General features: G+C 61.5%; 20 protein-coding genes and 1 riboswitch. Of the genes, 14 read left to right on the forward strand and 6 right to left on the reverse strand.

Annotation, left to right across the window (positions count from 1 at the left end):
• Nucleotides 1–3: 3 nt before the first annotated feature.
• A complete protein-coding gene (locus KW062_RS03015) occupies nt 4–1437 on the reverse strand; it encodes a TolC family outer membrane protein (RefSeq protein ID WP_027617501.1) in 1434 nt (477 codons plus the stop codon).
• A 205-nt stretch (nt 1438–1642) separates the two neighbouring features.
• Nucleotides 1643–1748: riboswitch (TPP riboswitch) on the forward strand.
• Nucleotides 1749–1890: 142 nt separating this feature from the next.
• Here KW062_RS03015 and thiC point away from each other — a divergent pair.
• The gene (gene thiC, locus KW062_RS03020) at nt 1891–3780 is read left to right on the forward strand and encodes a phosphomethylpyrimidine synthase ThiC (RefSeq protein ID WP_027617502.1); all 1890 of its coding nucleotides are present in this window, start codon (nt 1891–1893) and stop codon (nt 3778–3780) included.
• A gap of 149 nt (nt 3781–3929) precedes the next feature.
• Entirely contained in the window at nt 3930–5222 is a 1293-nt protein-coding gene (gene cytX, locus KW062_RS03025; protein ID WP_027617503.1) for a putative hydroxymethylpyrimidine transporter CytX, read from the forward strand.
• On the opposite strand, the gene KW062_RS03030 is transcribed toward cytX, so the two are convergent.
• Complete coding sequence (locus KW062_RS03030) at nt 5191–5937, reverse strand: RsiV family protein (RefSeq protein ID WP_027617504.1); 747 nt, start codon at nt 5935–5937, stop codon at nt 5191–5193. The genes cytX and KW062_RS03030 overlap by 32 nt on opposite strands.
• A 214-nt stretch (nt 5938–6151) precedes the next feature.
• Between KW062_RS03030 and KW062_RS03035 the strand changes: the two genes are divergently transcribed.
• The 9 genes from KW062_RS03035 (at nt 6152) to KW062_RS03075 (ending at nt 15446) form a co-directional block, all read left to right on the forward strand.
• On the forward strand, nt 6152–6769 hold the full coding sequence (locus KW062_RS03035) for an NUDIX domain-containing protein (protein WP_027617505.1): 618 nt from the start codon (nt 6152–6154) through the stop codon (nt 6767–6769).
• Complete coding sequence (locus tag KW062_RS03040; protein ID WP_027617506.1) at nt 6760–7212, forward strand: DUF1249 domain-containing protein; 453 nt, start codon at nt 6760–6762, stop codon at nt 7210–7212. Before KW062_RS03035 ends, KW062_RS03040 begins: the two co-directional genes overlap by 10 nt.
• A 105-nt stretch (nt 7213–7317) precedes the next feature.
• Nucleotides 7318–8133: a 3',5'-cyclic-AMP phosphodiesterase gene (cpdA, locus tag KW062_RS03045; RefSeq protein WP_027617507.1), complete on the forward strand. Its 816-nt coding sequence runs from the start codon at nt 7318–7320 to the stop codon at nt 8131–8133.
• Between the two features lie 90 nt (nt 8134–8223).
• Nucleotides 8224–8832, forward strand: a complete 609-nt coding sequence (locus KW062_RS03050; protein WP_027617508.1) for a YqiA/YcfP family alpha/beta fold hydrolase — start codon at nt 8224–8226, stop codon at nt 8830–8832.
• Between the two features lie 43 nt (nt 8833–8875).
• Nucleotides 8876–10780: a DNA topoisomerase IV subunit B gene (parE, locus tag KW062_RS03055; RefSeq protein WP_027617509.1), complete on the forward strand. Its 1905-nt coding sequence runs from the start codon at nt 8876–8878 to the stop codon at nt 10778–10780.
• Nucleotides 10780–11763, forward strand: coding sequence for an esterase-like activity of phytase family protein (locus KW062_RS03060; RefSeq protein ID WP_027617510.1), 984 nt, complete (start codon nt 10780–10782; stop codon nt 11761–11763). Before parE ends, KW062_RS03060 begins: the two co-directional genes overlap by 1 nt.
• Nucleotides 11760–12281, forward strand: coding sequence for a retropepsin-like aspartic protease family protein (locus KW062_RS03065; protein WP_027617511.1), 522 nt, complete (start codon nt 11760–11762; stop codon nt 12279–12281). The genes KW062_RS03060 and KW062_RS03065 overlap by 4 nt, the downstream gene beginning before the upstream one ends.
• Nucleotides 12282–12291: 10 nt before the next feature.
• Nucleotides 12292–14556, forward strand: a complete 2265-nt coding sequence (gene parC / locus KW062_RS03070) for a DNA topoisomerase IV subunit A (RefSeq protein ID WP_027617512.1) — start codon at nt 12292–12294, stop codon at nt 14554–14556.
• A gap of 176 nt (nt 14557–14732) precedes the next feature.
• Nucleotides 14733–15446: a PqiC family protein gene (locus KW062_RS03075; protein WP_027617513.1), complete on the forward strand. Its 714-nt coding sequence runs from the start codon at nt 14733–14735 to the stop codon at nt 15444–15446.
• Nucleotides 15447–15605: 159 nt separating this feature from the next.
• Here the strand turns inward: KW062_RS03075 and KW062_RS03080 are convergent, their stop codons facing one another.
• A complete protein-coding gene (locus KW062_RS03080) occupies nt 15606–17150 on the reverse strand; it encodes an AhpA/YtjB family protein (protein ID WP_027617514.1) in 1545 nt (514 codons plus the stop codon).
• Between the two features lie 133 nt (nt 17151–17283).
• On the opposite strand from KW062_RS03080, the gene serB reads away from it, so the two are divergent.
• The gene (serB, locus tag KW062_RS03085; protein ID WP_027617515.1) at nt 17284–18498 is read left to right on the forward strand and encodes a phosphoserine phosphatase SerB; all 1215 of its coding nucleotides are present in this window, start codon (nt 17284–17286) and stop codon (nt 18496–18498) included.
• Between the two features lie 132 nt (nt 18499–18630).
• Here serB and asd read toward each other — a convergent pair whose 3' ends face one another.
• From asd to KW062_RS03100, 3 genes are read right to left on the reverse strand one after another with little or no spacing between them, the layout of a single operon-like run.
• Complete coding sequence (asd, locus tag KW062_RS03090; RefSeq protein ID WP_027617516.1) at nt 18631–19491, reverse strand: archaetidylserine decarboxylase; 861 nt, start codon at nt 19489–19491, stop codon at nt 18631–18633.
• An 18-nt stretch (nt 19492–19509) separates the two neighbouring features.
• On the reverse strand, nt 19510–20325 hold the full coding sequence (gene rhdA / locus KW062_RS03095) for a thiosulfate sulfurtransferase (protein WP_105754012.1): 816 nt from the start codon (nt 20323–20325) through the stop codon (nt 19510–19512).
• 42 nt (nt 20326–20367) lie between these two features.
• A complete protein-coding gene (locus KW062_RS03100) occupies nt 20368–21894 on the reverse strand; it encodes an HDOD domain-containing protein (RefSeq protein ID WP_105754011.1) in 1527 nt (508 codons plus the stop codon).
• A 167-nt stretch (nt 21895–22061) separates the two neighbouring features.
• Here KW062_RS03100 and motA point away from each other — a divergent pair, with 167 nt between their 5' ends.
• Together motA and motB are read left to right on the forward strand one after the other, a co-directional pair.
• Nucleotides 22062–22913, forward strand: a complete 852-nt coding sequence (gene motA / locus KW062_RS03105) for a flagellar motor stator protein MotA (protein WP_027617519.1) — start codon at nt 22062–22064, stop codon at nt 22911–22913.
• A gap of 3 nt (nt 22914–22916) precedes the next feature.
• On the forward strand, nt 22917–23936 hold the full coding sequence (gene motB / locus KW062_RS03110; protein WP_027617520.1) for a flagellar motor protein MotB: 1020 nt from the start codon (nt 22917–22919) through the stop codon (nt 23934–23936).
• Nucleotides 23937–23945: the final 9 nt, after the last annotated feature.

The following is a 23945-nucleotide window of genomic DNA, read 5'->3' on the forward strand; positions in this document are numbered from 1 at the left end:
TTTTCAAGGGCGGGCTTTGAGCTGCTCGGCCGCTGCCTTCGCCAGGTCTGGCGGCAGGAAGTCCTTGTCCGGGTTGTAGTTGGGATTGAGCCAGCGTGCCAGGTCCTGCAGATCCCCCGGGTTCAAGGTGCCGGCTTGTTGCTTGAGCTTCAGGTTGTCGATGATGTAGTCGTAGCGGGTGTTGTTGTAGTCGCGTACCGACGTGTACAGCGAGCGCTGGGCATCCAGCACGTCGACGATGTTGCGAGTACCCACCTGGTAACCGATTTCGGTCGCGTCCAGCGCACTCTGGTTGGAAATGATCGACTGCTTGCGCGCCTGGACCTGTTCGACGTCGGTGTTCACCGCGCGGTGCAGGTCGCGGGTGTTTTCGACGATCTGCCGGCGCAGGGATTCGCGTTGCTGCTCGGTCTGGTCCAGTTGGGCGTAGGACTGGCGGACTTGCGAGTTGATCAGGCCGCCGCTGTAGATCGGAATATTCAACTGCAGGCCGATGGTCGTCTGCTGGACGTCGCCGCCATAGGGTTGACCCGTGGCGTTCGGATTGCTGAAGCCCAGCGCATCGTTGTCGCCTTTCTCATAGCGGGCGATGGCGTCAACGGTCGGAGCGTGGCCGGCCTTGCGCTGCTTGAGTGTTTGTTCGGCGGCGCTGACCGCGTAGTTGCTGGCCAGCAGATTGAGGTTCTGCCGAGCCGCAGTTTCAACCCAGGCCTTGGCGTCATTCGGTGCCGGCGGCAGGATCGGCAGGTTGTGGCTGATGCCCTGGACCGAGTTGTAGCGCCGGTTGGTCAGGGTCACCAGGGCTTCGAAGGCATCGTCGACCTGACGCTGAGCGACGATCCGATTGGCCCGCGCCGTGTCATAGCTGGCTTGCGATTGCAGCACGTCGGTCTTGTCCGACAGGCCGACGTCAAAGCGTTCGTTGGACTGGTCGAGCTGGCGCTTGAAGGCCGCTTCTTCGGCTTTGGTCGACGCCAGGTTGTCCTGGGTGCGCAGCACATTGAAGTAGCTGTTGGCGGTTTGCAGGATCAGGTTCTGCTCGGTCGCCGAGAGTTGCAGGGCGGCCTGTTCGTTGACTTCCTTGGCAGCCTGGAACTGGAACCAGCGATCGGCGCGGAACAGTGGTTGTGCCAGAGTCGCCTGGTAAGAGTGGGCATTGCGGTTGAAGGTGGCCGACGGTTGATCGAGCGACGTGCGCACGTTGTTCACATCGGCACCGCCCGAGAGATTGGGCAGCAGGCCGGCGCGGGCCTGGGGCACTACTTCTTTCTGCGCGCCATACTGGGCGACGGCGGCGGCCAGGTCGGCGTTGTTATCCACGGCTTCCTGATACACGCTGACCAGATCCGTCTTGGTCGATGCGGGCGCTTCTGCTGCCCAGGCCATTCCATTGGACGCACAAGACACGGCGAGGGCCAGTGAGAGTTTGCGCAGCATAAGCGTTCCCTAAATTTGATATTACACGGGTAATTTGACGGCCAAGGCTAAGGCGCCGCGAATGCAGCGTCAATGCGTGACGTGGCGTAGCGAGTGTAGTTGTGCAATAGGGCGCCAACAATCCTTCTACTGCGCGCAAATACGCCATTCATCACGCTGTTTGATCCGGTGTTGGCGTTCTCTTGCAGTTGTGTCTAGACTGGCCGGGTTCTTGTCGGGGTGCCTTGCTATGAGGCTGAGATCGAATAATTTCGGATCCCGTTGAACCTGATCAGGTTAGCGCCTGCGTAGGGAACAAGATTTCTCGTCACCCGGCGAGTCCTCTTGTGCTTCGTCCGGGATTTTGTTCGACAATCGAACACCGACGACGCACAGCACCAGTCCTGGTGCGTCCGTGCCTTTCAGGTTCTGCTCCGACAATCCACTGCCTGGATGCTGTCTGGAGAGCCCGTGATGACCATAAAAGCTAAAAACGCGATCAATCTGAGTGAATCGGCCAAGGTCGATGAACAGTCGGTTCAACCCTTTACCCGTTCACAAAAAGTCTATGTGCAGGGCTCTCGCCCGGACATCCGCGTGCCGATGCGGGAAATTACTCTGGACGTGACCCCGACCGATTTCGGCGGCGAGATCAACGCACCAGTGACTGTCTATGACACCTCGGGCCCGTACACCGACCCCAACGTGGTGATCGATGTGCGCAAAGGCCTGGGCGATGTGCGTTCGGCGTGGATCGACGATCGCGGCGACACCGAGCGCCTCAGCGGCCTGAGCTCGAACTTCGGCCAGGAGCGTCTGGCCGACGCCGAGCTGACCAAGCTGCGTTTTGCCCACGTCAACAACCCGCGCCGCGCCAAGGCCGGGGCCAACGTCAGCCAGATGCACTACGCGCGCAAAGGCATCATCACTGCCGAGATGGAATACGTTGCCATCCGCGAAAACATGAAGCTGCAAGAGGCCCGCGCCGCCGGCCTGTTGAAGCAGCAACACGCCGGCCACAGTTTCGGCGCGAGCATCCCGAAGGAAATCACCCCTGAGTTCGTCCGCGAGGAAATCGCCCGTGGTCGCGCGATCATCCCGGCCAACATCAACCACACCGAACTGGAACCGATGATCATCGGCCGTAACTTCCTGGTGAAGATCAACGGCAACATCGGTAACAGCGCCCTGGGTTCGTCCATTGAAGAAGAAGTGGCGAAACTGACCTGGGGCATTCGTTGGGGTTCGGACACGGTGATGGACCTGTCCACCGGCAAGCACATTCACGAAACCCGCGAGTGGATCATCCGTAACTCGCCGGTGCCAATCGGCACCGTGCCGATCTACCAGGCTTTGGAGAAAGTCGGCGGTGTCGCCGAAGACCTGACCTGGGAGCTGTTCCGCGACACGCTGATCGAGCAGGCCGAGCAGGGCGTCGACTACTTCACCATCCACGCCGGCGTGCTGCTGCGCTACGTGCCGATGACCGCCAAGCGCGTGACCGGCATCGTTTCCCGTGGCGGCTCGATCATGGCCAAGTGGTGCCTGGCGCACCACCAGGAGAACTTCCTCTACACCCACTTCGAGGAAATCTGCGAAATCATGAAGGCCTACGACGTCAGCTTCTCGCTGGGCGATGGCCTGCGTCCGGGCTCGATTGCCGACGCCAACGATGAAGCGCAGTTCGGCGAGCTGGAAACCCTCGGCGAGCTGACCAAGATCGCCTGGAAACACGACGTGCAGTGCATGATCGAAGGTCCGGGCCATGTGCCGATGCAGTTGATCAAGGAGAACATGGACAAGCAGCTGGAGTGCTGCGACGAGGCGCCGTTCTACACCCTCGGCCCATTGACCACCGACATCGCCCCCGGCTACGACCACATCACTTCGGGCATCGGTGCTGCGATGATTGGCTGGTTCGGTTGCGCCATGCTCTGCTACGTGACGCCAAAGGAACACTTGGGCCTGCCGAACAAGGATGACGTGAAGACCGGGATCATCACCTACAAGATCGCCGCTCACGCCGCCGACCTGGCCAAGGGGCATCCTGGCGCACAGATCCGCGACAACGCCTTGAGCAAGGCGCGGTTCGAGTTCCGCTGGGAGGACCAGTTCAACCTCGGCCTGGATCCGGACACCGCGCGTTCATATCACGATGAGACGCTGCCGAAGGATTCGGCCAAGGTCGCGCACTTCTGCTCCATGTGCGGCCCGAAATTCTGCTCGATGAAAATCACCCAGGAAGTCCGCGAGTACGCGGCTAACCAGCGGATCGAAGCGGTCGATGTGGACGTCGCCCAAGGCATGGCCGAACAGGCCGAGCGCTTCAAGCAGGAAGGCAGTCAGCTGTACAAGAAGGTTTGATCTGACAAGTCGGCGGTGTTCGCACCGCCCTCTTCGCGAGCAGGCTCGCTCCCACACTGGATCTGTGGCACTTACAAAATCCCTGTAGGAGCTGGCTTGCCAGCGATAGCGATCAAGAAAACTACAAATGTCCCTCTGAGATAACACCCTTGAGCATTCAACCCAGCACCTACTCCCCCGATATCGCGGTCCCGTTGGACAAACGTGTGTTCGGCGGTCGCGACCTGTTTTCCCTGTGGTTCTCCCTCGGTATCGGCCTGATGGTTTTGCAGACCGGGGCCTTGTTGGCGCCTGGTCTGGGCTTGTCGGGTTCGTTGCTGGCGATTTTTCTCGGCACGCTGGTCGGCGTATTGCTGCTGGCCTGCGTCGGCGTGATTGGCAGTGACACCGGCTTGTCGTCGATGGCCGCGCTGAAACTCACCCTCGGCGCACGGGGCGCCAGCTTGCCAGCGTTGCTCAACCTGCTGCAGTTGGTGGGTTGGGGATCATTCGAAATCATCGTTATGCGCGATGCCGCCAGCCTGCTGGGTGCGCGAGCTTTTGACGAGGCCAGCCTGATGGCCAATCCATTGGTCTGGACCCTGTTCTTCGGTGCCCTGGCGACGCTGCTGGCCGTTAGCGGTCCGTTGACCTTCGTCCGGCAGATCCTGCGCAAGTGGGGCATCTGGCTGCTGCTGGCCGCGTGTATCTGGCTGACCTGGAATCTGTTTGCCAAGGCCGATCTGGCCGCATTGTGGGCGCAGGCGGGCGATGGTTCGCTGCCGTTCGCCGTCGGTTTCGACATTGCGATCGCCATGCCGTTGTCCTGGCTGCCGCTGATCGCCGACTACTCGCGTTTCGGCAAGCGTGCGAAAAATGTGTTTGGCGGCACTGCGCTGGGCTTCTTCATCGGTAATTTCTGGCTGATGAGCCTGGGCGTAGCCTACACCCTGGCGTTTGCCCCGAGCGGCGAGGTCAATGCCTTGCTGTTGGCACTGGCCGGTGCAGGCTTGGGCATCCCGTTGCTGCTGATCCTGCTCGACGAGTCGGAAAACGCCTTCGCCGATATCCACTCGGCGGCGGTGTCCAGTGCGACCCTGTCGCGCTTGAAAGTCGAGCATCTGGCGCTGGCCATCGGCGTGATCTGCACCCTGATTGCCTTGCTCGCACCCTTGGCGCAGTACCAGAACTTCCTGCTGCTGATTGGTTCGGTGTTCGCGCCGTTGTTCGGCGTGGTGCTGGTGGATCACTTCATTCTGCGCAAGCGCAGTGCCGTGGCGGGCTCAGCCGCGTTGCGCGGTTCGGCGCTGATCGCCTGGCTGGGTGGGGTGGTGACCTATCATGTGCTGGCCAATCTCTATCCCGAGTTGGGCGCAACCCTGCCGGCGCTGATTCTGGCAGGGCTGCTGCAACTGGTGCTGGGCCGGATCGTTACTTTTGGGCGGGAAACAGCTCAGGCTTGAGGATACCGCCCAGGCGCGAGTAAGGGATCTTCAACTCGACGTGGCCCAGCGCGTACGGCGCAATGGTGGTCACGTCGTACTTGAGCATCACCCCGGCCGTGGTCAGTGCCACGTTAGGGGTCTGCTTGAAGGGCCAGGCCTTGAGGAACTCCGGCTCCTGATCGAGCCGGGTGCTGATCAGCCAACTGTTGTGCGCCACCTGGGCGGCTTTCCAGAACGCCGTTTCTTCACCCGGTTTCAGCATGTCGGCCAGGGTCAGCACTTTGTGCTCCTGGCGCGAATAGTTGATGAAACCGCGGCCCGGCACGCCATGGGCAGTGCCGTTATCGAAGTAGCTCGACAATTCAATGATCACCAGTCCGTCATGCTGCTCGCGTACCTTGGCTTGCAGGTAGCTGCTGGTGCGTGGGCCGGCAGTGCGCAGGAACTCATCGCGATAGGCCGCGAGCGACGCGGGCAGCGGCGCGTCGGGTGAGGTGCGAGTCATTTGCAGCAGGCGTTTTTCGATGATGCCATCGAGTTGCGGCTCACCGGGGAAGCGCACGGTGTCGATGTTCACCAATGGACAATCGGCGGCGGTGCAGCCCGGCTTGATGGTTTCGGCGGTGTCGCGCAGGGTTTCCAGCGGCGCCTTGAAGCTGGGTTGAAACAGGCTTTGGCAGGCGCCCAGCGTCAGGGCGATACAGGCCACGGAGGCGATTTTCAAAAGTGACATGGGCGTCCTTCAAGGATCGAGGGGAGGCAAAAGTTACCGGCTTCGACTACCGGCGGGGCAGTCAGTTCGCCACTAAGCTAATTAGAGTGGTTTACAGCCCTGCCGTCTATCCCACTGGTGGCAAAGGGGCTGCATCCAACACCGCGAGCGCGTTAGGATGGCGCGATGTCGAGGTCGGAGCCTCGTACCGGTTTTGCAGCAGACGAGGATAACCATGACTGATTTCGCCAACGCCATCCCGACTCAAGTAGAGGTTGTGCGCACGGAAAACTGCCACAAGGGTTTCTACCAGCTCGATCGCGTGCACTTGCGCCACGAGCTGTTTGCCGGGGGCATGAGCCGGGAAATCAATCGTGAATTGTTTGTGCGCCATGATGCGGTCTGTGTCCTGCCCTACGATCCGGTGCGCGATACCGTGGTGTTGATCGAGCAGTTCCGGGTCGGCGCCTATGGCAAGGTTGAGAATCCGTGGCTGATCGAATTGGTCGCTGGTCTGATCGACAAGCAGGAACAGCCGGAAGAAGTTGCTCGCCGGGAAGCGCAGGAGGAAGCTGGACTGGAAATCACGGCATTGTGGCCGATGCTCAATTATTTCCCGTCGCCGGGCGGTAGCACCGAATACGTGCACCTGTACCTGGGACGTTGCGATAGCACGGGGGCTGGCGGCCTGCATGGGTTGCTGGAGGAAGCGGAAGATATTCGCGTGACGGTCTGGGATTATGAAGATGCCCTGCAGGCCGTACGTGACGGACGGATTTCCAACGCGGCGAGCATTATTGCCATGCAATGGCTGGCTTTGAACCGCGCTGAAGTGAGGGGGCTATGGTCGTAAACAAACAACGCGACCGCTATCGGGTCGATCTTGCGGGGCTGCAAAGCGCCTGCGAAGCCAACTATGCCCGGCTGCTGCGGCTGCTGCCGGACATGCGCGACACGCCAGCCGCCCGACGCATCGCCATGACCCAGGGCGATCAGATGCTTGGCGTCCTGACCCTGGAAGTGCTGCTGACCTGTCCCTACACCACCACCTTGCGCGTACGCCAGGAGCACAGCTTGCCCTGGCTGCCGGTGCCGCAACTGGAAGTGCAGGTCTACCATGACGCGCGCATGGCCGAAGTCATCAGTGCCGAGCATGCGCGGCGCTTTCGTGGCATCTACCCTTATCCCAATGCGTTCATGCACCAGCCTGACGAAAAGTCCCAGCTCAACGTGTTCCTCGGTGAATGGCTGAGCCATTGCCTGGCCTGCGGGCATGAATATGAAGTGGTGCGTTAAGCGCCAGATGTGAACTGAGTCCGTTTCCACACTTTGCTCTTTTTCCCTGCCCCAGCATAATTGCGCCATTCATCCGCCCGCGTGATCACGCCCTGGGAGAACGCCTTGCCGAGCGTAGCCACTCTTTCCGTCAACGACCCAGTCATGCTGGTGCAACTGTCCGACAGCCATCTGTTCGCCGACACGCACGGGACCTTGTTGGGCATGAATACCCGCGACAGCCTGCAAAAGGTCATCGACCTGGTGCTCGCCCAGCAACCGCAGATCGATCTGCTGGTTGCCAGCGGCGACCTGTCCCAGGACGGCAGCCTTGAGTCCTATCAGCAGTTTCGGCAGTTAAGCGCGCAATTGGCGGCGCCGGCGCGCTGGATCCCGGGCAATCACGATGAGCCGATGGTGATGGAGCAGGCGGCGACCCAGAGTTCGCTGCTCGAACCGGTGGTGGATATCGGCAACTGGCGCATCACCTTGCTCGACTCGGCCGTACCGGGTTCAGTGCCCGGCTTTCTGGCGGATGAGCAACTGCAATTGCTCGCCCGCGCCTTGAGCGAGGCGCCGCAGCGTCATCATCTGGTGTGCTTCCATCACCATCCGGTGTCCATCGGCTGCCCGTGGATGGAGCCGATCGGCTTGCGTAACCCTGAGGCGCTGTTTGCCGTGCTGGATCGTTTTCCACAGGTGCGTGCCGTGTTGTGGGGGCATGTCCACCAGGAAATCGACCGGATGCGTAATGACGTGCGCCTGCTCGCATCGCCTTCGACCTGCATTCAGTTCGCGCCGGGCAGCGAGGACTTCAAGGTCGACACTCTGGCGCCGGGCTATCGCTGGCTGCGTCTGCTACCGGACGGACAACTGGAAACCGGTGTGGAGCGGGTCAGCGGCTTTGTTTTCGAAGTCGATTACGGTTCCAGCGGCTACTGATTTCGAAATGGACCGTTTTGTGTCAGGGCAAGTCAAGCGCCCGGACTCCCTGTAAACTGCCGCTCTTTGTCTCAGGTGCAGGGAGCTTGCATGTCCGGTTCGATCCTCTATATCCACGGTTTCAACAGCGCGCCTTCGTCGAAGAAGGCCTGCCAGCTGGTCGGCGTGATGGAGCGTCTGGGCCTGGGCGAGCAACTGCGGGTGCCGGCCTTGCACCACCACCCACGCGAGGCCATCGGTCAGTTGCAGCAGGCGATTGCCGAGCTGGGACGGCCGCTGCTGGTCGGCAGCTCACTCGGCGGCTACTATGCCACTCACTTGGCCGAACAGCATGGCCTCAAGGCGTTGCTGATCAACCCGGCGGTCGCTCCGCACCGGATGTTCGACGGGTATCTGGGGACGCAGCAGAACCTGTATACCGAAGAGACATGGGAATTGACCCTCGACCACGTTGCGGCCCTCGCCGAACTGGAAGTGCCGGCGCCCCAGGATTCACAGCGTTATCAAGTGTGGCTGCAGACCGGCGACGAAACGCTGGACTATCGCCTCGCCCAACAGTATTACCGAGCCTGTGCCTTGCGCATTCAGGCGGGCGGCGACCATAGTTTCCAAGGGTTCGCCGAGCGCATGCCGGCGTTATTGAGTTTTGCCGGCATTGGCGCAGATGTTTACCAGGCAATCGATTTCACCGCAGTGTGAACACCTGGCTCCTATTTTCATGAATGACTGACGACGAGACCCCATGGCCACTCCCAGCGCTAGCTCTTATAACGCAGACGCCATCGAAGTCCTCTCGGGCCTCGACCCGGTGCGCAAGCGCCCTGGCATGTACACCGACACCAGTCGGCCGAACCACCTCGCCCAGGAAGTCATCGACAACAGTGTCGACGAAGCCCTGGCTGGCCACGCCAAATCGGTTCAGGTCATCCTCCACGCCGATCACTCGCTGGAAGTTTGCGATGACGGTCGCGGCATGCCGGTGGATATCCACCCGGAAGAGGGCGTCAGCGGCGTCGAGCTGATCCTCACCAAGCTTCACGCCGGCGGCAAGTTTTCCAACAAGAACTACCAGTTCTCCGGCGGTTTGCACGGGGTGGGTATTTCGGTGGTCAATGCCCTGTCGACCGAAGTGCGGGTGCGGGTCAAGCGTGACGGCAATGAATACCAGATGACCTTTGCCGACGGTTTCAAGAAAACCGAGCTGGAAGTCGTCGGGACTGTCGGTAAGCGCAACACCGGCACCAGCGTGTTCTTTGCCCCGGACCCGAAATACTTCGATTCGCCGAAATTCTCCATCAGCCGCCTCAAACACGTGCTCAAGGCCAAGGCCGTGCTGTGCCCGGGGCTGCTGGTCAGCTTTGAAGACAAGGCCAGCGGCGAGAAAGTCGAGTGGCATTACGAAGACGGCCTGCGCTCCTATCTGGTAGACGCCGTCAGCGAATTCGAACGCCTGCCCGACGAGCCGTTCTGCGGCAGCCTGGCGGGTAATAAAGAAGCGGTCGACTGGGCGCTGTTGTGGCTGCCCGAAGGTGGCGACAGTGTCCAGGAAAGCTACGTCAACCTGATCCCGACGGCGCAGGGCGGCACCCACGTCAACGGCCTGCGCCAGGGCTTGCTCGATGCCATGCGCGAGTTCTGCGAGTTCCGCAGCCTGTTGCCGCGCGGCGTCAAGCTGGCACCGGAAGACGTCTGGGAGCGAATTGCCTTCGTTCTGTCGATGAAGATGCAGGAGCCGCAGTTCTCCGGCCAGACCAAAGAGCGCCTGTCGTCCCGTGAAGCGGCGGCGTTCGTGTCCGGGGTGGTCAAGGATGCGTTCAGCCTGTGGCTTAATGCGAACCCGGAAACCGGGATGCTGCTGGCCGAGCTGGCGATCAACAACGCCGGGCGTCGCCTCAAGGCGAGCAAGAAGGTCGAGCGCAAGCGCATCACTCAAGGGCCGGCGCTGCCGGGCAAACTCGCTGACTGCGCCGGGCAGGACCCGATGCGTTCCGAGCTGTTCCTGGTCGAAGGTGATTCCGCCGGTGGTTCGGCCAAGCAGGCGCGAGACAAGGAATTCCAGGCGATCCTGCCGTTGCGCGGCAAGATCCTCAACACCTGGGAAGTCGATGGCAGCGAAGTCCTGGCCAGCCAGGAAGTGCACAACATTGCCGTGGCCATCGGCGTCGATCCGGGTGCCACGGACATCAGCCAGCTGCGCTACGGCAAGATCTGCATCCTTGCCGACGCCGACTCCGACGGCCTGCACATCGCTACCTTGCTGTGTGCCTTGTTCGTCCAGCATTTCCGTACCCTGGTGGATGCCGGTCACGTCTACGTGGCCATGCCACCGCTGTATCGCATCGATTTGGGCAAGGAGATTTTCTACGCCCTCGACGAAGCCGAGCGCGATGGCATCCTCGACCGCCTGGTGGCCGAGAAAAAACGCGGCAAGCCACAGGTCACCCGATTCAAGGGCCTGGGTGAAATGAACCCGCCGCAGTTGCGTGAAACCACCATGGATCCGAACACCCGGCGCCTGGTCCAACTGACCCTCGATGATTTCGAGGCGACGGCGGAAATCATGGACATGCTGCTGGCGAAGAAACGCGCGGGTGATCGCAAGTCCTGGCTGGAATCCAAAGGCAATCTGGCCGAGGTTCTGGCCTGATGCGGAGCGGTTTCGCCCTCGCAATGCTGTTGTTTGCCGGAACTGCCATCGCGCAGCCGGCAGAGCCATTGCGCCTGCTGTCCGAACATGCCGTAGAAGGCATGCGCGGAGGCAACCTGTCTGGGTTGGCGCAGTGCGGTGACGACCTGTTGACGATATCCGACCGTGACGATGACCGGCTGTATCGGCTCGATACTCGCGACAGCACTTGGCGGGCCGAGGCGATCCATATCGACGTGCCGCCAGTGCCTGACAGTGGCTTGCCCTGGGGCTTGACGTCGCGGACCTGGGCTGCGTCGGTGGTGCGAGGCGGGGAGCTGGATTACGAAGGCATCAGCTGCGACCAGGCCGGTAACCGTTTTGTCGTCAGTGAGGCGCACGCGGCTGTGCTGCAGGTGTCGCCGACAGGGTCCGCGCAGTGGCTGAAAATCTCGCCGAGCCTGGTTCGCGAAGCGCGCGCCAGTGGCATGTTGCTGCACTTCAATGCGCTGTTCGAAGGCTTGGCGGTCAACCCTGAAGGCAATCGACTGTGGCTCGCGGCCGAGCGCGAGGGGCGTGGCTTGCTGCGCATCAAGCGCCAGCAAAGCGCTTGGGATTGTGACGGTGGTTGCGTGTTGCTCAGCGAGGGCGGCACGCAGATGCAGCCGGCACAGTTCCCCGGCGCTAGAGCGGTTTCCCGGGACTTTGCCGACCTGGCATGGTTTGCCGGCAAACTCTTTACGCTCGAGCGCAGTGCCTACGAGATCTGCCGTCGCGATGCCGAGAGTGCCAAGGTCGAGCGTTGCTGGTCATTCGCCGCTGAGGCCTTGCAGGCGTCGCGGCGTTATCCACAGCCTTACGGTCTCGCCGAAGCCCTGGTGATCGACGCCGAAGGTGCCTGGGTCGGTATCGATAACAACAACGGTGCGCGTGCCGATGGCGAAGTCAGGCCGGTGGTCTGGCGTTTCGCCGCGCCGCTGGCAGGCTGGAGTGACAAATCGTGAGTCAGCCGGTGCCGGGCAAGCGCGCCGGGCGCATCCTATTGGTGCTTGCCTGGTGTGCTGGGCTGTTCCTGGCCACGCGTTTTTTCGGCGAGTGGGAACAGCGTCGAGAAAACCCCAATACCCAAGTCAGCTCGCAGCAGGTCGACGGCTACATCGAGGTCAAACTGGTGGGCAATGGTCAGGGGCATTTTGTGGCCGATGGTCAGATCAATGGCCAGCCAGTGAACTTCATGCTCGATACCGGGGCCACCGATGTGTCGATCCCGGCGGGCCTGGCCGAGCGGCTGAGTCTGGAGAAGGGTGCGCCCGTCACCCTGAGTACCGCGAACGGACGCAGCCAGGGCTATCGCACCCGGCTGGAACAATTGAAACTGGGCGACATTGTCTTGCACGACGTGCGCGCCCTGGTGGCGCCAGGCTTGAGCGGCAACCAAGTGCTGCTGGGCATGAGCGCCCTGAAACAACTCGAATTTACCCAGCGCGGCGGCACCTTGCTGCTGCGCCAGTCAACAAATTGATGAGGCCCGCATGAGCGATATCCTTGCAGACAGCTTAGATGGCGTAGAACGCCGGTCGCTGGCTGACTTCACCGAAAACGCCTACCTCAACTACTCCATGTACGTGATCATGGACCGTGCCTTGCCGCACATCGGCGACGGTCTGAAGCCCGTGCAACGGCGTATCGTCTACGCGATGAGCGAGTTGGGGCTGGACGCCGACTCCAAGCACAAGAAATCCGCGCGTACCGTCGGTGACGTGCTCGGCAAATTCCACCCCCACGGTGACTCGGCCTGCTACGAAGCCATGGTGCTGATGGCGCAGCCGTTCAGCTACCGCTACACGCTGGTGGACGGGCAGGGTAACTGGGGTGCGCCGGATGACCCGAAATCCTTCGCGGCGATGCGTTACACCGAGGCGCGCCTGTCGCGCTATTCCGAAGTGCTGCTCAGCGAGTTGGGCCAGGGCACGGCGGACTGGGGGCCGAACTTCGACGGTACACTCGACGAACCGCTGGTATTGCCCGCGCGTTTGCCGAACATCCTGCTCAACGGCACCACCGGTATCGCCGTCGGCATGGCCACCGATGTGCCGCCGCACAACCTGCGTGAAGTCGCTACCGCCTGCGTGCGTCTGCTCGATGAGCCCAAGGCGACGGTCGAGCAACTCTGTGAGCACATTCAGGGCCCGGACTACCCCACCGAAGCGGAAATCATCACACCGCGCGCTGACCTGCTGAAAATCTACGAAACCGGTCGTGGTTCGGTGCGAATGCGTGCCGTGTACAACGTCGAGGACGGCGACATCATCGTCACCGCGCTGCCCCACCAGGTTTCCGGCGCCAAGGTGCTGGAGCAAATCGCCGCGATGATGCAGGCCAAGCCGTCCAAGGCGCCGCAAATCGCTGACCTGCGTGATGAGTCCGACCATGAGAACCCGTGCCGGATCGTGATTATTCCGGTCAACAGCCGGGTCGACCATGAAGCCCTGATGCAGCACCTGTTCGCCAGCACCGAGCTGGAATCCACCTACCGGGTCAACATCAACATCATCGGCCTCGACGGCAAGCCGCAACTGAAGAACCTGCGGGCGCTGCTGGTGGAATGGCTGGAATTCCGGGTGCGCACGGTGCGTCGCCGCTTGCAGTTCCGCCTGGACAAGGTCGAGCGCCGTCTGCACCTGTTGGACGGCTTGCTGATTGCCTACCTCAACCTCGACGAAGTGATCCATATCATTCGCACCGAGGAGCATCCGAAGGCCAAGCTGATCGAGCGCTTCGCCCTGAGCGAAATCCAGGCGGATTACATCCTCGACACCCGCTTGCGTCAGTTGGCCCGTCTCGAAGAAATGAAGCTGCGCGACGAGCAGGACGAACTACTCAAGGAGCAGGCCAAGCTGCAAGCCCTGCTCAGCAGCGAATCCAAACTCAAGAAGCTGGTGCGCAGCGAATTGATCAAGGACGCTGAAACCTATGGCGACGACCGTCGGTCACCGATTGTCGAACGTGCGGAAGCCAAGGCACTGACCGAGCACGATCTGCTGCCTAACGAGAAAGTCACGGTAGTGCTGTCGGAAAAAGGCTGGGTGCGCTCGGCCAAGGGCCATGACATCGACGCTACCGGTCTTTCCTACAAGGCGGGTGATGGGTTCAAGGCACTGGCGGCGGGGCGTTCCAACCAATTCGCGGTGTTCATCGACTCCACCGGGCGCAGCTATTCGGTTGCGGCGCATACCTTGCCGTCTGCGCGGGGCCAGGGCGAACCCTTGACCGGTCGTCTGACGCCGCCACCGGGTGCGACCTTCGAATGCGTGCTGATGCCTGAAGATGAAGGGCTGTACGTCATCGCTTCCGACGCGGGCTACGGCTTCGTGGTCAAGGGCGAGGACCTGCAGGCCAAGAACAAGGCGGGCAAGGCGTTGTTGAGCCTGCCAAACAACGCCAAGGTGATCCTGCCGCGTCCGGTTGCCGATAGGGATGAGAACTGGTTGGCCTCGGTCACCACCGAAGGGCGCCTGCTGATCTTCAAAATCAGCGACCTGCCGCAGCTGGGCAAGGGCAAGGGCAACAAAATCATCGGCATCCCCGGCGAACGTGTGGCCAACCGCGAGGAATACGTCACCGATATCGCTGTGCTGCCAGACGGTGCGACCTTGGTACTGCAAGCCGGCAAACGCACCCTGTCGCTCAAGGCCGATGACCTGGAGCACTACAAAGGTGAGCGTGGGCGACGGGGCAATAAGCTGCCGCGTGGCTTCCAGCGTGTGGATGCACTATTGGTAGAAACTCTCAATTAAGCCGTCTAGAGCCCTCGATCTACGATTTAACCCGTAGATCGACGCTTTCGCGCTGGAGTCGCAAGGCATATTCACGGATGATATGGCCTTTCAAGCGCCGGCGTGGTCGAGCGTTCTTCATATTTTTTGAGTATTTTCACAGTGATCGGTCTTATGGCCGTCACCTGGATGGGATGATGACTGTTCTGCGCTTTCCCCTAATTTTTTTGCTCGCTGGCGTTCTTGGCCTGGCGGGTTGTAGTACGCACCAGCCGGTGTCGCTGTATCAGCTGGACAGCGGTAGCCCGGCGCAACCTGCGCAAAGCGCGGGCATGGCGGTTTTGCTGGGCCCAGTGTTGATTGCCGATTACCTGCAACGCGAGACCCTGTTGCAACGCCAGCCGGACGGCAGCCTGCAGGCTTCCACCGACGGTCGCTGGGCGGGCAGTCTGTCCTCGGACATCAATCAATTGCTGCTGCGTCAGGTCGCCGGTCAATTGGACAGCCAGCGCGTCGTGCTGGCTCCGGCGACCCTGGGTTTCGCCCCGGACGTTCAGGTGTTGTTGTCGATTACCCGCCTGGACTCCGGCGAGTCGCAACCTGCGGTCCTCGATGCTCAGTGGCGCTTGATCGACCGTCGTGGCCAGGTTCGCGATAACCGCATCATTCACCTGCAGGAGCAGCATGCCGGCGGTACTGCCGCGCAGGTTCAGGCTCAAGGCATCTTGCTGCAGCGTCTAGCCGAACAACTTTCGGTCGCCTTGAAGCCATTGGCCAACCAGCCCGCTATCGTCGAAGCCCCGCGCAAGCCGGCAGCGGTCAAGCCAACGGCTCCAGCGGAGCGGGAGAAACAGCCGAAGATCCCGATGGCCGCACCGGTGCGAACCGATATGGAAGTGTTCCGCTTCTGATTGGGTCTTGTGGGGGTGGGCTCGACTTGCCCGCGATTATGATGGTGGTCGTGACGCCGTCATCGCGAGCAAGTCGAGTCGTCGCACCGCCGCCCCCCACAGGTTCGACCCAGTAACAAAAAGCCCGCGAATGCGGGCTTTTTGTTATCTCTGATTGGCTCAGTCCTTGGCGCTGGTCTCGTGCATGCGGGCCAGTTGGCGTTCCAGCATCGACGGATAAGGCTCCATCAGGCGTTCGACGCAGCAGGCGCCTTCCGGGCTGGCAATCGGGCGGATACGGGCGCGTTGGCGGATCAGCGCATCGTCGTTGATCTTGCGCTCCACCAGCAGCAGATTGCGGCTGTGTTGGGACAGGGCGAGAGCGTCCTGGGCGGTTTCGGTCAGCAGCAGGTCGATCTGGCTCAGGCCGTAGAGTTCGTCGCCCAGGGTCAGGCCGAGTTGCAGTTGCAGGGTAATGCCGCTGTCGGCGACTTCGATCTGCAATTGATGGCCGAGTGCGCGCAGCAGTTCGCCGCAGCAAATGGCATTGGTCAGGTAATCCTCACCGCTGTCCTGGGTGTGGAACAGCATCAGCGTGCTGCCGTCATTGAGCGTGTGCAGTTCGCTTTCATACAGCGAGGCGGCCTGGTCGAGGCAGTCGCGGTAGCGGTCGAGCAGCTCGGTCAGGCGTGCCCGCGGCAGGCGTCGCAATTGTTCCTGGGCGCCCAGTTGCACCGCCAGTACAGCGCTGAACTGAGGCTGGGTGGAGGCAGCGACTTTGGCTTGCGGCTTGACGACCACCGGGTCAGTGGCGCTGTCGCGAAGATCAGCGAACGGGTCTTCGTCATCTTCGTCCGACTCATCCTCAGTCGCCTTGATCACGTGCCGAGGCGCCGCTTTAGGGGTCGCAACCGGTGCGCTTTCATCGAAGCTCGGGTCACGCAGGTTACGCACTTCAAAGGCTGGCTCGTCGTCTTCGGTGTCGTCCAGTTCGTCGATTTCCGGCTCTGCGACCGGCTCGGGGATGACCGGCTCTGGCGCGAAACTGGCGTGCAGTTGGCGAGCCAGGTCGCCAATTTCGTCCTGGCGCTGGGTGCCAGGCGTGTGTTCGTCGATATCACGCAACCACACGCGCAACTGCAGCAACGGTGTGGAGATGTGCCGGCCAAGGCGCAGGCTCAAAGCCAAAGCCAAAGCCAGCAGGATAGCGCTGAGGATGCCCATGCTTTGCAGGCTGATGGTCATCGGCTGTTCGAATTGATCCATATCCAGGCTGATACGCAATTGACCGGCGGTCACGTCCTGGAAGGTGATCTTGCTCTCGTACATGCCCTGGGTTTCACCCAGCAGGCTTTGCTTGGGGCGCTGCCCGGCCTCGGCGAGAATCCGGTTGTCGACGCTATAGATAGCAGCGTGGGCCACCAACGGATTCTTCGTCAGGTTATTCAGCAGGACATTGAGGCTGAGGATGTCATTGGACACCAATAGCTCGGTCGCTGACGTCGCCGTCTGGGTGGTCAGGCTCTGGCCAAGGGCATCGGCCTGCTCGTGCATCGCCTGCTTGAACTGCAGACCCATCACGCAGGCGTAGATCACCAGGGCCAAGGCGACCAGGATCACGTTATGGCTGGCGATGCGCAATGCGATCGGTACACGGCGGTGGCGCAGTGCACGGAAGATCAGCAGGAAGAAGTTATCGGGTTTGACTGGCGTGGGCCGGTTCACTGAGCTCGGCTCTTTGTCCGTGGAGTTGGAGCGCAGTATAGCGATAGCCCCCAGACCGGCAAAGCGCTCGCTGTGCCCGATGGTCACTGAATGTGGGTAGAATGCGGTTTTTTTCCACTTGCGGGGGTGCGCCTTGCGCGAAATCGTCCTGATAAACATCACGGGAGTCGACCGTCCGGGTCTGACTGCGGCCATTACCGGTGTACTGGCCCAGGGTGGTGTGAACATTCTCGACATCGGTCAGGCGGTGATCCACGACACGCTGTCGTTCGGCATCCTGGTTGAAATTCCCGACACCGAGCAAGGCAAGTCGGTGCTCAAGGACATCCTGTTCACCGCTTATAAGCTCGACCAGCAGGTGCGTTTCACGCCGGTGTCCGAAGAGGATTACCAGCAGTGGGTCGGTAACCAGGGTAAAAAGCGTCACATCGTCACCCTGTTGACCCGCAAAGTGACCGCCGAGCAGTTGCAGAGCGTGAGTTCGATCACTGCCAAGTACGGCTTGAACATCGATCACATCGATCGTCTGTCCGGGCGCATGCCGCTGGACACCCCGGCCGATAAGGGTAAGGGCTGCATCGAGTTTTCCGTGCGTGGCGAAGCGGCCGATCCGCAGGCCCTGCGAGCCGAATTCCTCAGTGTTGCCCAGGAATTGAACGTCGACATCGCCTTTCAGGAAGATTCGCTGTTCCGTCGTAACCGTCGCCTGGCGGTGTTCGACATGGACTCGACACTGATCGAGGCAGAAGTCATCGACGAATTGGCCAAGGCCGCCGGTGTCGGTGATCAGGTCTCGGAAATCACTGAGCGGGCGATGGCTGGCGAGCTGGATTTCCGTGCCAGCTTCAAGGAACGCCTGGCCTTGCTCAAGGGGCTGGACGTCAGCGTGCTCGACTCCATCGGCGCCTCGCTGCGCCTGACCGAAGGCGCCGAAACCCTGTTCGCCGAGCTCAAGCGCCTGGGTTACAAGACGGCGATTCTGTCGGGTGGTTTCACCTACTTCGCCAAGCAACTGCAAGCCAAGCTGGGCATCGACTACGTGTTTGCCAACGAGCTTGAAGTGCTCGACGGCAAGGTCACCGGTGTGGCGGTGGAGCCGATTGTCGACGCGCAACGCAAGGCTGATCTGCTGCGAGAGCTGGCACACAAGGAAGGATTGCGACTGGAGCAGACCATTGCGGTCGGTGACGGTGCCAACGATCTGCCGATGCTGGCGATTGCCGGATTGGGCGTGGCGTTTCGTGCCAAACCGCTGGTGAAACAGTCGGCCAAGCAGGCGATCTCCACCCTTGGGCTCGATGGCGTGTTGTACCTGCTGGGCTTCCGCGATCGCGACGGCCAGCTCTAACGCTGATCCCTTGTAGGAGCGGGCGCCCGCTTGCGGCTTGCTCGCGAAAGCGGCATCACATTCAACATCTATGTTGACTGACACCGCGCTTTCGCGAGCAGGCTCGCTCTTACAGGTTTATCTCGGTGCTAATCAGGCCTTCGGCGAACCCAGCCCCTGGCCCATCACCACTGGCGAACCTGCCGCCAGCTCCTGCGCCCACTGCACTTGATCCGGGCCAAACAGCACGACAGCCGTCGAACCCAATTTGAAGCGACCCAACTCCGCGCCTTTTTCCAGGTGGATTGGCGCGCGGGCGGCTTCGTCGTAGCGGAAGGTTTTCAGTTCGCGCTTGGGTGGCGTGACCAGACCAGCCCAGACGGTTTCGATCGAGGCGACGATCATGGCGCCCACCAGTACCACGGCCATCGGCCCGCGCTCGGTGTCGAAAATGCACGCCACGCGTTCGTTGCGGGCAAACAGTTCCGGAACGTTTTCTGCGGTGGTCTGGTTGACCGAAAAGATCCGGCCCGGGATGTAGACCATCTCGCGCAGGGTGCCGGCCAGCGGCATGTGCACGCGGTGGTAGTCCTTCGGCGACAGGTAGATGGTGGCAAAATCACCGCCCATGAACGGCGCCGCATTGGCTGCGTCACCGCCGAGCAGTTCCAGCACGCTGAAGCTGTGGCCCTTGGCCTGGAAGACCCGGCCGTGTTCGATCGGACCCAGTTGGCTGACCGCGCCGTCGGCCGGGCTGAGGATCGCGCCCGGGGTTTGATCCAGCGGGCGAGCGCCGTCTTTCAATGCGCGGGTGAAGAAGGCGTTGAAGTGCTCATAGGCGGTCAGGTCTTCGACCAGGGCCTGGGACATGTCCACCTGATAGCGCTTGGCGAACCAGGCGGTGAAGGCATTCTTGAACCAGCGCACGCGGCATTCGGCAATGCAGCCGGCCAGGCGTGACAACAGGTGGTGGGGCAGCAGGTACTGACTGATGATGAACAAGCGATTTTTCATTGGGTGTCCTTAAAAACCTTAAATCTCAACGGGCGTATCAGGGTGGTTGCCCCATTCGCCCCATGAACCGGCGTAGCCTTTGACCCGCGGATAACCGAGTGCCTTGGCCACCAGATAAGTGAAGCCAGAGCGGTGGTGGGTCTGGCAGTGAGTAATGATTTCCTTGTCGGCGGTGATGCCGAGCTGTTCGAGGATCTGCGGCATGTCGCGGCGGATCCGCAGATTGCGCGCCGGATCCATGCCGGCGGTCCACTCGAAATTGATCGCGCCGGGGATGTGTCCGGCTTTGGCGGCCAGGACTTTTTCACCGGAGTATTCCAGCGGGCCACGGGCGTCCCAGATCGCCAGGTCGGCGGCACCGAGGCGGCTTTGCAGGTACTCGCGAGTGGCCGTGGGCGCCTCGTGCAGGGTCAGCGCGACCGAACCGTCTACGGCCGCCGGCACCTCGGTGGACGTTGGCAGACCCTCGGCCAGCCAGGCCAGCAGCCCGCCGTCGAGGTAGTGGTAGCGCGTGTGGCCGATGACATCCAGCAGCCAGATGAAGCGTCCGGCCCAGCCGCCGCCTTCGTCGTCGTACACCACGTAGACCGCATCCGGGTTGTGCCCCAGTTCGCCGAACAGCGCTTCGAGTGCCGCTTGCGGCGGCATCAGGCCGGGTGCCGGTGGCTGGCCCAATTGGGTGCGCTTGGGATCGACAAACCGTGCGCCAGGGATATGCCCCTCGGCGTAGCGGGCGCTGCTGGTCAGGTCGACCAGGATCAATTCGCGGGCATCGAGACGGGCGCTCAGGTCGCTCGGTTCGATGACCAGCGCCAAGCCAGAGAAGTCAGACATGCGAGGTCTCCAGAGCACAAAGGGGAGGATTGTAGCGCAGCGTCACTGGCCGCGGTGGCTAAAGCTGTGCAGGGCTTTTTCGATGCATTGCGCGGTTTTGCCGAAGGCTTGCACGGTAATGTCGGAAAAGTCCCCGCCGCCCTGATCCGCCACCAGCACCATGAGCACCTTGCCATTGATTGCCAGTGATCGCAGCAGCAGGTGCTGGCCGCTGAACAGGCTGCGCAGGGCGGCCGGCAGGTGGGCGCTGAACTGCCCATGATTGGCGGGTGTCAGGCGCAATTGTGCCGGTTGTGCCAGCAGGCGTTGCAGGATGCTGCTCTGGCTGACCACCAGATTCAGTGCGGCGGCGTCCGGACCGAGGCCGAGAGTCTGGTGGGCGCGCAATTGGCTGTGGCTGCGATCGGCCATCAGCAGTACGGCGCGGCGCAGGCCGCAGGCCGCCAGGGCGTCGCGGGCGCAGGTGGTCAGGTGCAGGGCGTTGCTGAATGGGCTGGGTTCGGTCAGCAGCTGTGCGCAGTGCTTGCGCCACTGTGCCAGGTCTTCGGCTGTCGGGCCGGCAGGCGAGCGGTCGCGTTGTGCGTCGGCGCTGCCCCAAGGCCACAGCAGCGCCTCGGCCGGATGCCAGATGTCTGGCATAGCGTGGTTGCGGGCGCTTTGTGCGGCCTGTTGGTGCTGCTGTTGTTGCACGTCATCCATGGGGATTTGCAGGTACAGACTGGTCAGGTATTGCCAGCGCAGTGTGTGCGGGCTAACCCAGGAGCGTTGCGCCGACAGCGCCAGGCCATTGGCCAGTAGCACTGTGTTGGCGGGCTGGTTGAGCCAGCGGCGCAGGGTCGGGTCGTCATCCAGGCGATTCTGTTGGCGCAACGGATGGTCGGCATCTCGCGCAATCAGCAGGACCTTGGCCAGTTCGCGCTGTTCGCTGATCAGCAGTCGATAACCCTGTGCGACCCAGTAAGGCAGACGCCACAGCTCCACCAGGGTCTGGCAAAGTTCGAGCAGGTGCACGCCGAACAGCTCTTTTTCAACCTTGTGCGCCGCTTCACCGTTGTGAATAACCCGGCGTTCCCAGTCTTCCAGGCGTTGTGGATCGCTGAGCGCCAGCGGCCACAGTGGCGCCAGGAACAGCAGGCTGCCCCAGTGGATGTCCTGCCACAAGCGCGCCAGCCGGCTGGCAAAAAAGCCGTTGGCCTGTTGCGAGGCGTGCTGGCTGATCATCTGCAGCTTGCGCAGCGCTGGCGGGATTTCGTTTTGTGGGACGGCAGGCAGGCGAGCGAGCAGTTGTGCGGTGCGCTTGAGGCCCAGGCGGCTGATTGCCACCTCGAGGTTTTCGCAGGGCTCGGTCAAGCTGCTGCTGACATGCCGATTGGCTTCGCGAATCACGCTCAGGGCCAGCGCCGGACTGCCCTGGATCAAGTCGGCAATCTCGCGCAACGAGCTGCGAGAGTTGTTCAGCGCCCGGCTAACCCGGTCATGACTGGCCAGCGGTACGGGCAAGATCACGCTATCGAGACGCTTGACCCAATCCTGGAGTGTGGCAGGTGTGGAGTTGGTTGCATTAGCCATGGTCGGGCGCGGTCACCGTTGACTTCAAACACGCCCGGATGGGGGCAAATTGGCTTTTCGCCATAACTGGCTATAGTCTGGCGCAGTTTTGCCGATAAGTAGAAGAAGAGATTTTTTAACTTCCGAATATGACCTTGAACCCGACTTAAGTAAGTACCTTCCTACCTATGGCTAAAATTATCGGCATCATCGTCGTATTCGCGAGCGTGCTCGGCGGATACGTGCTTTCCCACGGCAAGATTGCCGCCCTCATTCAGCCCTTTGAGGTGATGATCATCGGTGGTGCGGCGCTGGGTGCATTCCTCCAGGCGAACCCCGGCTACATGACCAAGCACGTGCTCAAGAAGTCCCTGAGCATGTTCGGTACGCGCTTCACCCATGCTTTCTACCTGGAAGTGCTGGGCCTGATCTACGAGATCCTCAACAAAAGCCGCCGCGAAGGCATGATGGCGATCGAGGCGGATATCGAGGACGCGGCCGCGAGTCCGATTTTTGCCAAGTACCCGACTGTTCTCAAGGACGAGCGCATGACCGCTTTCGTCTGCGATTACCTGCGCATCATGTCCTCCGGCAACATGGCGCCCCATGAGCTCGAAGGTCTGTTCGACATGGAGCTCTACAGCCTCAAGGAAGATCTGGAGCACCCGTCTCACGCGGTGAACGGCATCGCCGATGGCATGCCCGGTTTCGGTATCGTTGCCGCGGTACTGGGTATCGTGGTGACCATGGCGTCCCTGGGCGAGGGCGACCAGGCGTCCATTGGCCTGCACGTCGGCGCTGCGCTGGTAGGTACCTTCTTCGGTATTCTTGCGGCCTACGGCTTCTTCGGTCCCCTGGCTCACTCCCTGGCCCACGATGCCAAGGAGGAGCTGAACACCTACGAAGCAATCAAGGCCTCGCTGGTAGCCTCGGCCTCAGGCATGCCGCCATCGCTGGCGGTGGAGTTCGGGCGCAAGGTGTTGTACCCGGCGCACCGTCCGAGCTTCTCCGAGCTGGAGCAAGCGGTTCGCGGTCGCTAAGTCATGGAAAATAATCAGCCGATAATCATCAAGCGCGTCAAGCGCATTGCTGGCGGGCATCACGGGGGCGCATGGAAAATCGCCTTCGCTGACTTCGCCACGGCGATGATGGCGTTCTTCCTGGTGTTGTGGCTGTTATCCACAGCCACGCCGGAACAGAAGATCGCTATCGCCGGTTACTTCAAGGATCCGATCGGCTTTACCGAGAGCGGCACGCCCTACGTCATCGATCTGGGTGGCTCGCCTGAACTGGCGCCGGACCAGACGCTCAACCCGGAAGCCAAGTTCCAGCCGCAGCCGGACAAGGTCACGGTTGATACCGATCAGGTTGAAGGCATGGCCGAGCAGGTCGAGCAGGAGCGCCTCGAGCTGTTACTGCAGGAACTGCAGAACAAGGTTGAAGAGAATCCGCAGCTACAGAAGTTCAAGGACCAGATCCTGTTCGAGATTACTCCGGATGGCCTGCGCATTCAGATCATCGATTCGGAGAACCGGCCGATGTTCGACTCCGGTAGCGCGCGCTTGAAGCCTTACTTCGAAGACATTCTGCTGGCCATGGCTGACACCATCAAGGCGGTGCCGAACAAGATCAGCATCAGCGGCCACACCGATGCCAAGCCGTACACCGGCAGCGGCGATTTCGGTAACTGGGAGCTGTCGTCCAACCGCGCCAACGCTGCCCGTCGAGCGCTGGTTGCGGGTAGTTATCCGGAAGCCCAGGTGGCGCGGGTAGTGGGCTATGCCTCGTCGGCTCTGTTTGACCGGGAGAATCCGTTCAATCCGGTCAATCGGCGCATCGACATTGTGGTATTGACCAAGAAAGCCCAGCGCGCCATCGAAGGTGAGCAAGGTGCCGAGCCTGCCCCTGCGCCGACCCAGGGTCAGGGAGCGCCAGGCGAGGTGCCGGCGGATCCCCATGCCCTGCCGGCCGACCAGCAACCTTTGCCGGCCCATGAGTTGCGCGAGCGTTTGAACCTTTTCGACGATCCGGCGCCCAAGCCGGCCGAACCGCCGAAGCAGTGAGAAAAAGCC

The organism is Pseudomonas fluorescens (genome assembly GCF_019212185.1).
Lineage (GTDB): Bacteria > Pseudomonadota > Gammaproteobacteria > Pseudomonadales > Pseudomonadaceae > Aquipseudomonas.